The sequence below is a fragment of the Kibdelosporangium aridum genome (assembly GCF_900176515.1).
GTDB classification, from domain to species: Bacteria; Actinomycetota; Actinomycetes; order Mycobacteriales; family Pseudonocardiaceae; genus Kibdelosporangium; species Kibdelosporangium aridum.
Map to the genome: position 1 here is coordinate 324534 of NZ_FWXV01000011.1, position 15330 is coordinate 339863.

Annotated in this window: 9 protein-coding genes; 5 read left to right on the forward strand and 4 right to left on the reverse strand. The window is 65.8% G+C overall.

The window, feature by feature from the left end:
* Positions 1–16: 16 nt before the first annotated feature.
* Positions 17–2941 (reverse strand): glycosyl hydrolase family 95 catalytic domain-containing protein, encoded by a 2925-nt coding sequence (locus B9C43_RS44195; protein WP_235039207.1) that lies wholly within the window; start codon positions 2939–2941, stop codon positions 17–19.
* A gap of 856 nt (positions 2942–3797) precedes the next feature.
* Here B9C43_RS44195 and B9C43_RS44200 point away from each other — a divergent pair.
* The 4 genes from B9C43_RS44200 to B9C43_RS44215 all read left to right on the forward strand — a co-directional run bounded on the left by B9C43_RS44200 (position 3798) and on the right by B9C43_RS44215 (position 10357).
* Positions 3798–5870 (forward strand): family 43 glycosylhydrolase, encoded by a 2073-nt coding sequence (locus B9C43_RS44200; RefSeq protein WP_084433347.1) that lies wholly within the window; start codon positions 3798–3800, stop codon positions 5868–5870.
* Positions 5871–5947: 77 nt separating this feature from the next.
* On the forward strand, positions 5948–8212 hold the full coding sequence (locus B9C43_RS44205) for a beta-L-arabinofuranosidase domain-containing protein (RefSeq protein ID WP_235039208.1): 2265 nt from the start codon (positions 5948–5950) through the stop codon (positions 8210–8212).
* A gap of 254 nt (positions 8213–8466) precedes the next feature.
* A complete protein-coding gene (locus B9C43_RS44210) occupies positions 8467–9774 on the forward strand; it encodes a lytic polysaccharide monooxygenase (protein WP_235039209.1) in 1308 nt (435 codons plus the stop codon).
* A gap of 34 nt (positions 9775–9808) precedes the next feature.
* Positions 9809–10357: a hypothetical protein gene (locus B9C43_RS44215; RefSeq protein ID WP_084433349.1), complete on the forward strand. Its 549-nt coding sequence runs from the start codon at positions 9809–9811 to the stop codon at positions 10355–10357.
* A gap of 68 nt (positions 10358–10425) precedes the next feature.
* On the opposite strand, the gene B9C43_RS44220 is transcribed toward B9C43_RS44215, so the two are convergent.
* Complete coding sequence (locus B9C43_RS44220) at positions 10426–11286, reverse strand: extracellular catalytic domain type 1 short-chain-length polyhydroxyalkanoate depolymerase (RefSeq protein ID WP_380143967.1); 861 nt, start codon at positions 11284–11286, stop codon at positions 10426–10428.
* A 478-nt stretch (positions 11287–11764) separates the two neighbouring features.
* On the opposite strand from B9C43_RS44220, the gene B9C43_RS44225 reads away from it, so the two are divergent.
* Positions 11765–12754 (forward strand): PaaX family transcriptional regulator, encoded by a 990-nt coding sequence (locus B9C43_RS44225; protein ID WP_051895597.1) that lies wholly within the window; start codon positions 11765–11767, stop codon positions 12752–12754.
* 34 nt (positions 12755–12788) lie between these two features.
* Here B9C43_RS44225 and B9C43_RS44230 read toward each other — a convergent pair whose 3' ends face one another.
* Positions 12789–13811 carry an ABC transporter permease gene (locus B9C43_RS44230; RefSeq protein WP_084433350.1) on the reverse strand — a complete coding sequence of 341 codons (1023 nt, stop codon included), beginning with the start codon at positions 13809–13811 and terminating at the stop codon, positions 12789–12791.
* The gene (locus B9C43_RS44235; RefSeq protein ID WP_084433351.1) at positions 13804–15303 is read right to left on the reverse strand and encodes a sugar ABC transporter ATP-binding protein; all 1500 of its coding nucleotides are present in this window, start codon (positions 15301–15303) and stop codon (positions 13804–13806) included. Before B9C43_RS44235 ends, B9C43_RS44230 begins: the two co-directional genes overlap by 8 nt.
* Positions 15304–15330 lie beyond the last annotated feature (27 nt).

A 15330-nucleotide genomic window follows, 5' to 3' on the forward strand; every position in this document is an offset into this window, starting at 1 on the left:
GACTGTCCACCGTTCGCTAGGACCGTTGCAGTTGGAACCGCTGGTTTGCCGCCCCGGTGACTGTCCACTGCGAAATGCGGGCGCCGTCGGCGTTCGACATGTTCCACACGTCCATCGCCAGGCCGCTCTGCCTATTGACCAGACTGACCGTGCCGCCGCCCTGGTCGGCCACGCGCCATTGCTGGCTTGTGGCGTTGGTGTCCGGTTGCTGGGTGATGTCGGCCCCGGTGCTCGTACTGGCGACCTGCAGCACCAAGCCGCTGTGCCGGGCCCGGATCCGGTAGTGGCCACCACCGGAGTCGAGGAAGTCGAACTGCTGGTTGGGGCCACCGGTGGCCGACCACTGGATCACCGTCGCACCAGCAGCCGTGGACCCGCCGTTGATGTCGACGGCCTTGCTGCTGTGCGCAGCCGTCAACCTGTAGTACACGCCCGGTTCGGGGTCCGAGGGCGGCGATCCGACGGCAGTCGCGCGGTAGGCGTGTCCGGCCTGGACAGGGAACTCGATCAGGTCGGGCTCGATCCGTTGCGGCTGGATCTGGTTGCCACTGGTGCGGTCATGCAGTTCGTAGCCACTGGTGAACATCCGGCTGCGGACGCGGACAGTGCCGTCGCGGTCGGGCGTGACGGACAGCTCCATGGCCCGGCCCGCGGTCCACGCGGCGCCGACCGTGTACCCGCCGCGCCCGCGCAGGCCCTGGACATTTCCGGTCGGCCACGCCGACGGCAACGCGGGCAACAGGTGCAGCTCGTTGTTGTGGCTGTGCAACAACATTTCCGCGATGCCGGACGTCGCGCCGAAGTTGCCGTCAATCTGGAACGGCGGGTGCAGGTCGAACATGTTGGGGGCGAGCCTGTCCGGCGTCACGAGGAACCGGAGCAGATCGTGTGCTCGGCCGCCTTCCTCCATGCGGGCCCAGTAGTTGATCTTCCAGGCCAGCGACCAGCCGGTTCCGGCGTCGCCACGCAGCTGCAGAGTCCTGCGGGCGGCCTCGAACAACTGGGGCGTACCGCGTTTGGTGATCTGGTTGCTGGGATGCAGGCCGTACAGGTGCGATATGTGCCGGTGGCCCGGCTCGGTCTCCACCCAGTCGTGCAGCCACTCCTGGATGTTCCCGCGCGAGCCCACCTTCATCGGGGCCAGCCGGTTGCGTGCGGCCACGACCTGCCCTCGGAATTCGGCGTCCACACCCAGCACTTCGGTGGCGCGAGCGCAGCCGTCGAACAGGTCACGCAGGATCTGCATGTCCATTGTGGGCCCCGCGCACACACTCGCGTTCGCGTGGTGTGCCAGTTCCGGCGAGTTCGACGGATTGGTGACGAGGTATCCCAAGCTCGGTTCGGTGACCAGGGTGTCGAGGAAGAACTGGGCGGAGCTTTTCATCGCGGGATAGTTGGCGCGCAGGAACGCGACGTCACCGGTGAACCGGTAGTGGTCCCAGATCATCGTGGCCAGCCAGGCGCCGCCGGTCTGCCACATCCCCCAGAACGCGCCATCGACGACCGACGATCCGCGCCAGGCGTCGGTATTGTGGTGCGTGACCCAGCCGCGGGCGCCGTACTGCACTTGCGCGGTACGGGCACCAGTCACTGTGAGGTCGTTGATCATCTTGAACACCGGCTCGTGACATTCGGCGAGGTTCGTCGTGTCGGCTGGCCAGTAGTTCATCGGCAGGTTGGCGTTGATGGTGTACTTCGAGTCCCACGACGGGGCCATCTGGTCGTTCCAGATGCCCTGCAGGTTGGCCGGCTGCGTTCCGGGCCGCGAGGAGGAAATAAGCAGATACCGGCCGTACTGGAAGAGCAGGACGGAGAACTGCGGGTCGTTCGCGTTGTTGTGCTGCGCGATCCGGACGTCGGTCGGCTGGTCGGCCGCCGGGGTGCGGCCGAGGTCGAAGGTGGTGCGCCCGAACAGCTTCTGGTAGTCGGCGATGTGCCGGCTTCGAAGAGTCTCGTACGCGGTGCCCTGGGCGGCGTTGAGGTGCCTGCGGGCAATGCCCTGGTAGTCACCGTTGACGTTGCGGTAGTCGACGTAGCTCGTGCCGATCGAGATCAGCAGGGTCACACTGTTCGCATTGGACACTCGGAGCGTGCCGCCCGAACTGGTGGTGCTTCCGCCTTCGGTGACGGCCTTGACCAGAGCGAGGAACCGCACCGAGCCGGCGATGCCTCGCTGGTCACCGGAACGGCCGTCCAGGGCGATCGTTGTGTTGTCAGGGCTGGATGCCGTGGCGCGCTGCGGAGTGCTGAACGAAGCCGTGAACGAGATCGAACCCGGGGTCTCCGCGGTCAGTCGCACGGCGATCACCTGGTCCGGAGCGCTGGCGAAAACCTCACGCCGGTACCGCACGTTGTTCGCCACGTAGGTCACGACCGTCGTGGCGGTGGTGAGATCGAGCCGCCGCTGGTAACCGGACACCCCGCCAGCACTGGGAAACGTGAGCCTGAGATCGCCGACAGGCTGGTACGCGAGCTGGCCCGCCGGGTTGCCGAGCATCGCCTGGTTGATCAGATCCTGCGCCTGCGTCCACTGGTTCGCGAACACCAGGCGCCGGATCTCCGGCAAGGCTCCGGCGCCCCGCGAGTTGCTGTAGTCGTGTGGGCCGCCAGCCCAGACCGTGTCTTCGTTGAGCTGCAGCCGCTCGGTGTCGGTATTGCCGAACACCATGGCACCGAGCCGTCCGTTGCCGACCGGCAGCGCTCGGAGCCAGTCCGTGCCAGCCGGTTTGTCGTACCACAATGCCAGATCGTCGGCCGCTTGCGCGTCGATGGTTCGAGCGTCCGCCGTCCACTGGGCCGGTAACAGCACCGCTCCGGCACCCGCGGCTCCGAACTTCATCGCTTGCCGTCGCGTCACATCCGGCATGTCGATCCTCCACTGGTCCTTGCTGTGTTGGGACTGACCGGACTCACGTGCGGGCAGTGCGACCCGGTCCGCCAAGGCGCTCCATCAGTGCACAAGGCTCGTGTCAGCGATAACACTCATGATCGACACGGCTCCTGCGAAGAAGAGGCGCCCACAGGCAGTCCTTCACATGGGAGTGTGAACGTCAGGCGCAGCACAGGACGAATGTTGTTCCACTGTGGACTCCCTTGTCCTGCCGATGAGCGGCGACCAGTCCATTGATCCGCTTCGACTCACCAGGATCGCAAACAACATATGTATGTATAGAGGACGCGCCCACATCCGTCCAGCCCTATACCCACAGACACCGCACGACCTAGGCATTCCTTGCGGAAAGACGATAGGGACCACCCAGCATCCCGTTAGCCAGACATCATATGTTTGGTCACACCGATCCCAGAGGCGAAAGTTTCGAACTTCAGGCCGTGGACGACATGCCCCCTGGACGGCAGAGCCGGCCGTCAGTGCTCCACATTGGACAGTCACAGCGCTTGATCGCCAAGAGCCAGGCCGATTACGCGTCTTGACTATTGGAACGTTGTCGTTCAGAGTCTAGGGCAAGCATTGCCAGGGTTGCATCCATCCTTGGAGCCCCTGGCTTCGCCCACCCATGAGCCGATTCGCGCCTGCACGACGAACGGACAGTTATGTTAGCGCTAACACTCACGCTGAGCGCACTGCAGGTGGTTCGTCCTGAACCACCGATGGTCCTACCGCTCGCGATGGCCCAGCATCGTCCGAAACAGGGACTGCCGCCGCGATATCGGGTCTCCGTGGCCTAGCCCGGGAACATCCGACGGATCCGCTTCAGCGGGTTGATCTTGGATTTCTGAGTACTCACAACAGCCGTTCGGCACGGATCTGCCCGCACCTGCCCGGAAGGAGATACACGATGTCTGCCGTACAGCGACGTGGCTGGCGGTCAAGGCTGGCGTCGATCATGGCAACGGTCCTGGTGAGCGGTGTTGTGGCCGCGCTCGGTGCGACACCGAGTACGGCAGCCACAGTCGACACGAGCGCTTGGTACGTCCTGGTGAACCGTAACAGCGGCAAGGCATTGGACGTCTACAACCTCGCCACCAACGACGGCGCCCGGATCACCCAGTGGACCCGCGGCAACAGCGCCAACCAGCAGTGGCAGTTCGTCGATTCCGGCAACGGTTACTACCGTCTGAAGTCTCGCCACTCGGGCAAGGTTCTCGATGTCTCCAACTGGTCCACCGCGGACGGCGCCGGCATCGTCCAGTGGGCCGACGGCAATGGCGCCAACCAGCAGTTCCGTCTCAGCGACTCCGACGGCGGATACGTCCGCCTGATCAACCGCAACAGCGGCAAATCCGTCGAAGTGCAGAACGCGTCCACAATGGATGGCGCCAACGTCGTCCAGTACACCGACTGGAACGGCGCCAACCAGCAGTGGCAACTCGTCCGAGTCGGCACCGGCAGCGGCGAGTGGCCACCGTCGACGCCGTACACCAACCCGGTCGTCTGGCAGGACTTCGCCGACATCGACATCATTCGCGTCGGCGACACGTACTACGCCTCCGCATCGACAATGCACTACTCCCCCGGCGCCCCGATCCTGCGCTCCTACGACCTCGTCAACTGGGAGTTCGCCGGTCACTCCGTCCCCTCCCTGGACTTCGGATCCAAGTACGACCTCAACGGCAGCCGCGGCTACGTCCGTGGCATCTGGGCCTCGACCCTCAACTACCGGCCCAGCAACAAGACTTTCTACTGGGCAGGCTGCATCGACTTCGACAACACCTACATCTACACGGCAAGCACTGTCGAAGGGCCGTGGACCCGGCACACCACGATCGACAACTGCTACTACGACGCCGGTCTGCTGATCGACGACAACGACACCATGTACGTCGCCTACGGCAACACCACGATCAGCGTCGCCCAGCTGTCGGCCGACGGGCGCAGCCAGGTTCGGGCCCAGCAGGTGTTCAGCACGCCCCCGAACGTCGGCACCTTGGAAGGAGCCCGCTTCTACAAGCGCAACGGCAGCTACTACATCTTCCTGACCCGCCCGGCCAACGGCCAGTACATCCTGAAGTCCGACAACGGCCCGTTCGGCCCGTACACCATGCGGCAACTCCTTCTCGACCTTCCCGGACCGATCCCGGGCGGCGGTGTTCCGCACCAGGGCGGGCTCGTGCAGACCCAGAACGGCCAGTGGCACTACATGTCCTTTGTAGACGCGTACCCCGGCGGCCGAGTCCCCGCACTGGCACCGATCTCATGGACCTCGGATGGATGGCCTGTCCTGCAAACCGTCAACGGCACGTGGGGCGTGAACTACCCCTATCCCAACGTGCCTCGACCGCCGCGTACGGTCAAACCCCTCACGGGCACTGACACGTTCCCAGGCACCACACTCGGGCCGCAATGGGAGTGGAACCACAACCCCGACAATTCCCGTTGGTCGGTCGACAACGGTCTGCGGCTGCAGACCGCGACCGTCACCAACGACCTGTACTCCGCCCGCAACACACTGACGCACCGCATCCAAGGCCCCACGTCGACAGCGACGATCGAACTGGACTACAGCGGCATGCGTGACGGCGACCGCGCCGGGCTGGCCATGCTCCGCCAATCCTCGGCGTGGGTCGGGGTCAAACGCGACAACGGCGGCACACGGGTCGTGATGACCAACAACCTGACCATGGACAGCAACTGGAACACCACAGGTACCGGCACCGAAGCCGCGAGCGCCAACGTGTCAGGTGGCAGGATCTGGCTACGCATCCAGGCCGACATCCGCCCCGGGGCGAACCGGCAAGCCCGTTTCTCCTACAGCACCGACGGAGTCACCTTCACCGCACTGGGCCCCGCCTTCACGCTGAACAACACATGGCAGTTCTTCATGGGCTACCGGTACGGCATCTTCAACCACGCCACCCAGGCCCTCGGCGGCACGGTCACAGTCCGGCGCTTCGATCTGACAACGCCGTAATCCGCGATCTTGGGAGAACAATGTCGTCCTCACCGTTGAACCGGCGAAAGCTCTTTCAGGCCTTGGGTGTCGCAGGTGTGGCCACCACCGCACCAGCGCTGTTCACCACGCCCGCGCAGGCGGCTGCCATTCCTCCGGTCCGCACTGACATCGGCGTCTCGGCCCATCCCTTCGACCTCGGAGAGGTCCGGCTCACCGCGGGCCGCTGGCTGGACAACCAGAACCGCACCCTGTCCTACCTGCGGTTCGTCGACGTCAACCGGCTGCTGTACAACTTCCGTGCCAATCACCGGCTTTCGACCAACGGCGCGACCCCGCTCGGGGGCTGGGAAGCGCCGAACTTCCCGTTCCGCACCCACAGTCAGGGGCATTTCCTCACCGCGTGGGCGCAGGCGTGGGCCGTTCTTGGCGACACCACATGCCGTGACAAGGCAAATCACATGGTCGCGGAGCTGGCCAAGTGCCAGGCGAACAACTCCGCGGCCGGCTTCTCCACCGGTTACCTGGCGGGGTTCCCGGAGTCGGATCTGGATGCGCTTGAGGCAGGCACGCCCAAGGCCGTCTCCTACTACGCCATCCACAAGACGCTGGCCGGTCTGCTGGACGCGTGGCGGTACATCGGCAACACCCAGGCGCGTGACGTGCTGCTCCGGTTCGCCGGATGGGTGGACTGGCGCACCGGAAGGCTGTCCTACAGCCAGATGCAGACCGTGCTGCGAACAGAATTCGGCGGGATGAACGCCGTGCTGGCCGATCTGTACCAGCAGACGGGTGATTCCCGCTGGCTCGTCGCGGCGCAGCGATTCGACCACGCGGCCGTCTTCGACCCGTTGGCCGCAAACCGCGACCAGCTCAATGGCCTGCACGCCAACACGCAGGTACCCAAGTGGATCGGTGCCATTCGTGAGTACAAGGCCACCGGCACCACGCGCTACCGGGACATCGCCCGCAACGCCTGGAACATCACCGTCGCAGCGCACACCTACGTCATCGGAGGCAACAGCCAGGCTGAGCACTTCCGTGCGCCCAACGCCATCGCCTCCTACCTGAACACCGACACCGCCGAGGCGTGCAACACCTACAACATGCTGAAGCTGACCAGGGAACTCTGGCTGCTTGACCCCAATGACGCCGGCTACTTCGACTACTACGAACGTGCCCTGCTCAATCACCTCATCGGCCAGCAGAACCCGACCGACAGCCACGGCCACATCTGCTACTTCACCGGCCTCAACCCCGGTCACCGCCGCGGCAACACCGGGCCTGCGTGGGGCGGCGGCACCTGGAGCACCGACTACGGCACCTTCTGGTGCTGCCAGGGCACAGGCCTGGAGACCAACACCAAGCTCGCCGACTCCATCTACTTCCACAACGGCACAACCCTGACGGTGAACCTCTACACGCCGTCAGTCCTGACGTGGTCGGCTCGCAACATCTCGGTCACCCAGACCACCAACTATCCGGCCAGCGACACGACCACCATCAGCGTGACGGGCAACGTCAGCGGCTCGTGGACAATGCGCCTGCGCATCCCCGGATGGACCAGCAACGCAACCGTCAGCGTCAACGGGGTGGCCCAGAACATCGCAGCCACTCCCGGCAGCTACGCGAACCTCACCCGCACATGGACGTCCGGCGACACAGTCACCCTCCGCCTGCCCATGCGAGTGATCATGCGGCCCGCTAACGACAATCCGAATGTCGCAGCCATCACCTACGGCCCCGCGGTCCTGGCAGGCAACTACGGCAGCACCACGTTGAACCGATTGCCATCACTCAACGTCAACTCCATCACACGCACCAGCACCTCGTCGCTCGCCTTCACCGCCACCGCCGACGGCACAACCGTGAACCTTGGCGCGTTCCACGACGCGCACGGCTACAACTACACCGTCTACTGGAGCGTCGCCAGCGGCTCCGCGAGCTACCGGCTCGTCAACGCGGCCAGCGGCATGGTGCTCGGGATCCAGAACATGTCCCTCGCGGACGGCGCCATGGCCGTGCAGTGGCACGACAACGGCACCGCCGACCACAACTGGCAACTGATCACCGACGGCGGCAACGTCCGGATCCGCAACCTCAACAGCGGCAAGGTCCTTGGCGTCGAGAACATGTCGACCGCGGACAACGCCCGTGTCCTGCAGTGGTCCGACACCGGCACCGCCGACCACAAGTGGACTCTGATCGACAACAGCGACGGCACGTACAAGATCCGGAACGTCAACAGCGGCAAACTCCTGGGCATCCTCAACGGCTCCAGCAGCGCAGGCGCCCAGGCGGTGCAGGACCCGGACAACGGCTCAGCCGACAATCGATGGCGACTGGTACCCAACAGTTCCTGATCGCGCCGATCACGGGCCGCTCGCGGCGAGCGGCGGTGTGGCAGTTTCGTCGAAATCGCCGCCGGCCGCGGACGTTTCAACTGGTCCCGATGTTCATGGGGCGCTTCGATTTCAGCCCCTGAGTGACGGGAATGAGCTGTGCCGTAAGCGATCTTGGTCGCGGGCGGCGGGTTGACACCCGAATGCTCCGGATGCTACCCATTTCTGGGAGCGCTCCCAGAAATCCTCACCCCTGCACCCGAGGGAGACATCTCGTGCGACATCGACGCAACGGCGCGTTCCTTGCCGCTGTGCTTGGCTCGGCCGTGGTCGGCGCCTTGCTGGTCGTTCCAGCCACAACAGCACAGGCCCACGGCGGCATGACGTTTCCGTCCACCCGAACACATGCCTGCTACGTCGACGGGAAAGCCGGGGGTGGCGGCGACCTGAACCCGCAGAACCCGGCGTGCAAGGCGGCCGTGGCCATCGGCGGCAAACAACCGTTGTGGGACTGGTTCGGCAACCTGATCAGCAACGCGGGCGGCAGGCACCGCGAGATCATCCCGGACGGCAAGCTGTGCGGCCCCACCACCAAGTACGACGGCTACAACCTGGCCCGCACGGACTGGCCGACCACCCAGCTGCAGTCCGGCGCCGCGATCACGTTCCGGTACAACGCCTGGGCGCCGCACCCCGGCACATGGAGCCAGTACATCACCCGTGACGGCTGGAACCCCAGCCAGCCGTTGAAGTGGTCGGACCTGGAGTCAGCGCCGTTCAACAGCGTCACCAACCCGCCGATCAACGGCAGCGGGCCGGAAGGCGCCGAGTACACGTGGAGCGGGCGGCTGCCGAACAAGTCCGGCAGGCACATCATCTACTCGATCTGGCAGCGGTCGGACAGCCCTGAGGCGTTCTACAACTGCTCGGACGTGAACTTCGGCGGCAGCAGCGGACCTCCGGACACCCAGCCGCCCACCGCGCCCGGAACCCCAGCCGTCAGCGGCGTCACCGGTACGACGGCACAGCTGAGCTGGCCCGCGGCAACCGACAACGTCGGCGTGACCGAGTACGAGGTATACCGCCGGACCGGCACCACCGACGTGCTCGTCTCCTCCTCCGGCGGCACCTCGCTCGCCCTCACCGGCCTGTCGCCGCAGACCGTGTACGGTTACTACGTCGTGGCCAAGGACGCTGCCGGGAACCGCTCCCCCGCGTCCACAGTGGTCAGTTTCACCACGACATCCACGCCACCGCCTGGCAACTGCCAGGTCGGCTACACCGTGCCCAGTCAGTGGTCCGGCGGCTTCACGGCGAACCTGAAGGTCACCAACACCGGTTCGGCCGCCATCGACGGCTGGACTCTGCAGTGGACACACGCCGACGGGCAGAAGGTGACCCACGCGTGGAACGCGCAGGTTTCCCAGCCAGCGGCCGAGGTGAGCGCACAGAACGGCGGTTCCAACCGCGTCATCGCGCCGGGTGCGACTGTCGAGTTCGGATTCAACGGCACGATCACCGCATCGACCGCCACCGCACCAACCACCTTCACGCTCAACGGAACGAGTTGTGCCACATCCTGACGCGCGTTCCCAGCAGCGAAAGGAAATGACCCGCATGCGGCGAATCGTCACCGTGGCTGTGCTTCTGCTGGCCGGCTGTTCCAGCGAGCCGCAGTCCCACAGCCACGGTGTCGTTCCGGCGGCCAGCTCCGGCGCCGCGGCGCTCGGCCAGCACTTCACGTCGTTGCCTGATGTGTCCGCCTGGGTGCAGCGATCCACCGACGAGTGCGACGACGTGAAGACGGCGTCGAAGGAGGAACTGGCCGACTATCTCGGTCCACTGCGGTATTCCTGGTACGAGCCGTTCGTCGCGGAGTGGGCGACGTGCTCGGTGAAACCACACGCCAAGCTCGGCCTGGTGCTGTTCAAACCGGACCAGCAGCGGGCGCTGCAGGAGTTCTGGCAGCGCGGGATGTCGACCGGGCAGCTCACTGACAACCCCGACTGGGCCTTCGGCAACGGGTTCGCGATCACCGCCGGGCAAGTGGGCACCGAACGCCTTGGCTTGCACTACCTGTGGTGCCGACCAGTCGACATCCCCAACGCCCACACCGTGCCCGCTGACGTCGACGGTTGCACGTACGTCACTTGGCATCACCATTAGGGATTCGTACAGATACGAAGGGCTCGCCGGTCGGCGAGCCCTTCATCGCGGTCAGATCAGGTTGTCGTTCAGAGTCCGAAGAACGCGATGGCCTGCGCGGCCATGCCACCGGACGGCAGGCTGTGCCCGGCGCCTTGGATGCTGTACGCCTCCACTGGGACAGTGCCGGAACTGCTCGCGTAGCGACGGCGGTTCCAATTGGGCTGAGGCGTGTCACTGGACGTCGGCGTCTGGCTCAGCCCGAACACGTTGGTCCACTGCTCGATTTCCTCTTCCAGCAACGAGTACGGCACGAGTGTGTCGGCAGTGCCGTGCCACAGTTGCATGCGCGGGCGAGGGCCGGTGTAGCCGGGGTAGGCCTGCCGGACCGCGTCTCCCCACTGCTGCGGGGTACGGTTCATGCTTCCGCCTGTGCACTTGCTTCGCCCGGGCGGGAAGTCCGCCGCGCCGGCGAAGCAGTTGAAGGGCACGCCCATGAACGCGGCGCCTGCCTTGAACACGTCCGGGTAGACAGCCAGCATGTGGTTGGTCATCATGCCGCCGGACGATGATCCGGTGGCGAAGACCCGGTTCGGGTCGCCGCCGTAGCGCTGCTGGGCATAGGTCACCATCGACACGATCGAGACCGGGTCGCTGCCGCCGCCACGGCGCTTGGCCGCGTCCGACCAGGTGTCGAAGCACTTGCCGAACCCGGCCTGCTGCTGCGCGCTCGGGTAGATGACGATGAACCCCTGCCGGTCGGCCAGCGAGGCGAACTCACTGCTGGAGTAGAAGCCGGGTCCCGAGCCACCGCAGCCGTGCATCGCCACCACGATGGCTGGGTTGGCCGGACGGGAATCAGGCACGTAGATGTGCATGCGCATCCCGCCTGGGTTGTTGCCGAAGCTGGTGACCTCGGTCAACGACGCCGCGGCCGCGGGAGTGGCCATCGGGAGGACGAGACCGGCCAAGGCCAGTGACACGACTGCGGCGACTGAGAGCTTTCGTCTGATCTTCATTGCCGAACTCCTTTGTTCCGCGCGGAAACTGCCGACATGCGCGGTTGAGTGCGGGCGTGCGTGCACGACCCGCGTTACAGGGCTGGAGTACGCGTGGTGTGTCCGCCGACAAGCCGCGTGGGTCGACCAGTCGGCGTAGCAACAGTCACAGAGGCGACGCGCGCCTTGGGTGCCACGCGATCAGGTGCCAGGCGGAGTGGGCAGCGACTGCTGTGCCTGGTGCCTGGATCGGCCACCATGACCATCGCGTGACACTTAGCATGTACCTCGGTACAGAAAGTGTCAATGCACCGTCCCGGTCGGTGAGAACCCGTGCGACACAAGGTGATCACGCAGACCGACAGCACGGCTCAGGCCGTCTACAGTCAGGTGTCGAAAGGTCCGCCTGAACCTTGCCGGAGCCGTCGCTGTGACAAGCCCGTACGACATCGAGGAGATCTTCCCTGGCGAAACGGTCCGGCTTCCCCGATGGCAAGCCGGAAACGCGCCACAGGGCTTGGCCGTGACGCTGCTGGCCGACTACACCCTCGCCAGCCGGGCCGCGTTGCCGTCGGCTGCCATCGTGGCCCTCCTGGGCGAGGCCGGCGTGAGCCACGCGGGTGCCCGGGCAGCCATCAGCCGGCTCGCCCGGCGCGGCGTGCTGGAGGTCAGCAGGCAAGGCCGCAACAGTTCCTACCGGCTGACATCCGCCGCCGCGCTCGTGTTGTCCACCGGCGGCAGGGCGATCGTCTCCTCGGCCGCCGGAACGAAGACCTGGGACCAACAGTGGACGCTGATCGCCTTCTCGCTGCCGCGGGACGCGGTCACCCAGCGGCGCGAACTGCGCAGCCGCCTGCGATGGCTCGGCTACGCCCCTTTGTACGACGGCCTCTGGATCTCACCACGCGATCTCACCGAACGCACCAGAACACAGTTGGCCCGGCTCACTTTCGGCACCTTGACCGTGTTCCGCGCCCGGCACGTCGACCTCGACTCGACGATCCGCCGCGACCCCATGGACGCATGGGACACGGACGCCATTGCCCGGCAGTACGAATCCTTCATCCGGCAGTGGAGCCCACTGCCGGACCGGATACACGCCGCCCGGATCGTCGGCGCTGACGCGGTGCGGGCCCGTACCGAAGTCATGGACAGCTACCGCCGCCTGCCCATCCTCGACCCCCAGCTACCCATCCAACTGCTCCCGCCGGGCTGGCTGCGAGAGCCCGCCCGAAACCTGTTCGCCGAGGTCTACGACGGCCTCGCGACGCCGGCCGAGGACTACGTACGGGCGGTGGCGAGCAGGTTCACCACCGACCCCCTTCCCGGCATCCGCGCCCACACCGTCGCCGACCTGCTCAGCGGCCTGTCGGACACCCGCGATACCGACGAGTCCAGCGCAGAACCAAGCAGGAGTTAGAACTGGACCACCAAGCGAGGGCGCCAACACTGTGCTAGTTCTGCCGTTTGCCGCTGGTGATGCGCGACATCACCAGCGCGACCAGGATGATCGTGCCGTTGAGTGCGCCGATCCACTGCGCGGGCACACCGGCGAGGGTGAGCACGTTCTGGATCATGTAGAGCAGCAGGATTCCGGTGAAGGCGCCGAAAATGGTGCCACGGCCGCCGTTGAGGCTGACGCCGCCGATCACCGCTGCCGCGAACACGGTGAAGATGTATCCGTCGCCCTGTGCGGCGGCCACGGAAGCGAGCCGGCCGGAAAGCAACAGCCCGCCGAGTGCGGCGAGGGCGCTGGCCGTGATGAGGACGATCCAGATGATGCGATCGGTCCGGATGCCCGCGGCCTTCGCCGCGTCCACGTTGCCGCCGATCGCGTAGAGACTGCGGCCGAACCGGGTGTGGCCCAACAGGATGATGCCACCGGCGAACAACAGCAGGCACAGCCAGATCGATGCCGGGATACCGGCCCACAGCGTGGTTCCGAGGTACAGCATGGAATCGGGCAGGCCGAAGAACGTCTGTCCACCTGAGACACCAGTGAGCAGGCCGCGCAGGACGATCAGCATGCCGAGGGTGACCACGAACCCGCTCAGCCCGAACCGGACGATCAGCAGGGCGTTGAGCGCGCCGACCAGTACCCCGACGAGGAGTACCACGGGCAGCGCGGCCCAGCCGGGCAGCAGGCCAAGGGAATGACCGCCGGTGATCGTCAGCCAGGCCGCCACTCCCGGCGCCAGGCCGAACGTGGACTCCAATGAGAGGTCCATCTTGCCGACGACGAGCACCATGGTCTGGGCGAGCACCAGCAGTGCTATCTCCGACATGGTCTGCACGATGTTGATCACGTTGTCGTATTGCAGGAACACCGGGTTGACCAACTGTCCGACGACAGCGATGGCGATGATCCCGGGTACCAGCGCGAAGTCGCGCAGGCGGGCGAGGGCGATTCGGCGTGACGGCACGGCACCGGACTCGGTCCGCGACTCGACGCGTAACGCGGCGGGACTGTCAGGCATCGAGGTCGACTCCTTCCATGGCGGCCACGACATCTCGGTCCTGCCAGCCTGCGGGCAGTTCGGTGGTCAGCCGTCCATGCACCATGACCAGCAACCGGTCGCACAGCCTCAGGTCGTCCAGTTCGTCGGAGGCGATCAGCACCGCGGTGCCTTGGGCGGCGGCTTCGGCGACCTTGCCGAGGAGGAACTCCTTGGAGCGCACGTCCACTCCGGCGGTCGGCGTGATCAGCACCAGCAGGCGGGGATCCGCGGCCAGTGCCCTGGCCATGACGACCTTCTGCTGGTTGCCGCCGGACAACGCCGACACCGGCAGTTCGGGGCCTGGGGTCTTGACCTCAAGCCGGGTGATCATCGCCCCGGCCAGCCGGTCACGCTCGCCCGCACGCACGAAGACCCCCGGTCCGAGCCGGTCCATCACCGTCATGGTGATGTTGTCCGCAATGGACATCTCGGGCACGAAACCCTGGTGGTGACGGTCTTCCGGGACAAACCCGATTCCGGCGGCGAGTGCCGCCGGAACGTCGCCGGGACGAGGACTGTCGCCTCCGATGAGGATGGATCCGCTGCTGGCCTTGCGCAGCCCGGTGAGGGTCTCGGCGAGTTCGGTCTTGCCACTGCCGCCTGCCCCGGCCAAGCCGACGATCTCGCCTGGCGCGATGTCGAAGGACACGGTGTGGTACAAGGAATCGAGGCTCAATTCGCGTACCTCGAGCACCGGTCGCAAGCCCTTCTTGACCGATGTGGCCCGGGTTTCCGCCGTGACGGCGTTCTCACCGGTCATCGCCGCGACGAGATCGGCCTTGGGCAGTTGGGCCACCGGTGCGGTCATGACGTGCCTGGCGTCGCGGTACACCGTGACCGTGTCGCAGATCTCGTAGACCTCGTCCAAGTGGTGGCTGATGTACAGGAACGTGACGCCCTGCCGCTGTAACTCGGTGATGTGCCGGAACAGTCGGGTGATGGCGGCCCCGTCAAGCTGTGCGGTCGGCTCGTCGAGGATGACGAACCGCGCGCCGAACGACAGCGATCGCGCGATCTCGACGAACTGCCGCTGCTCCACACCCAGCTCCCCCGCCATCCGCCGGACGTCGACGTCCACCGACCAGCGTTCGAGCAGTTCAGTGGCCTGCCTGCGGACCGAACGCCAACGGATGAGGCCACCGCGGGTCTCCTGCCGGTTCAGCATGACGTTCTCGGCCACCGACAGCTCCGGGATGATCGTCGATCTCTGGTACACGCAGGCGACCTTGGCACGCCAGGCGTCCCGATCGGACAGTCCCGGCGCCGGTCGCCCATCCAGTTGTACGGTCCCGGAATCCGGTTCGCTCAGTCCAGTGAGGATGGACACCAGAGTCGACTTGCCCGCGCCGTTGCGACCGACGAGGGCGTGTGTATGTCCAGGAAGGACAGTAAGGTCGGCATGGTCCAGCGCGACCGTGGCACCGAACCGCTTGACCAGCTGACGTGCCTCGGCGACCGGCACCGTGCTCATGTTTCGTCTCCTCCTCCGCAGGCGCGA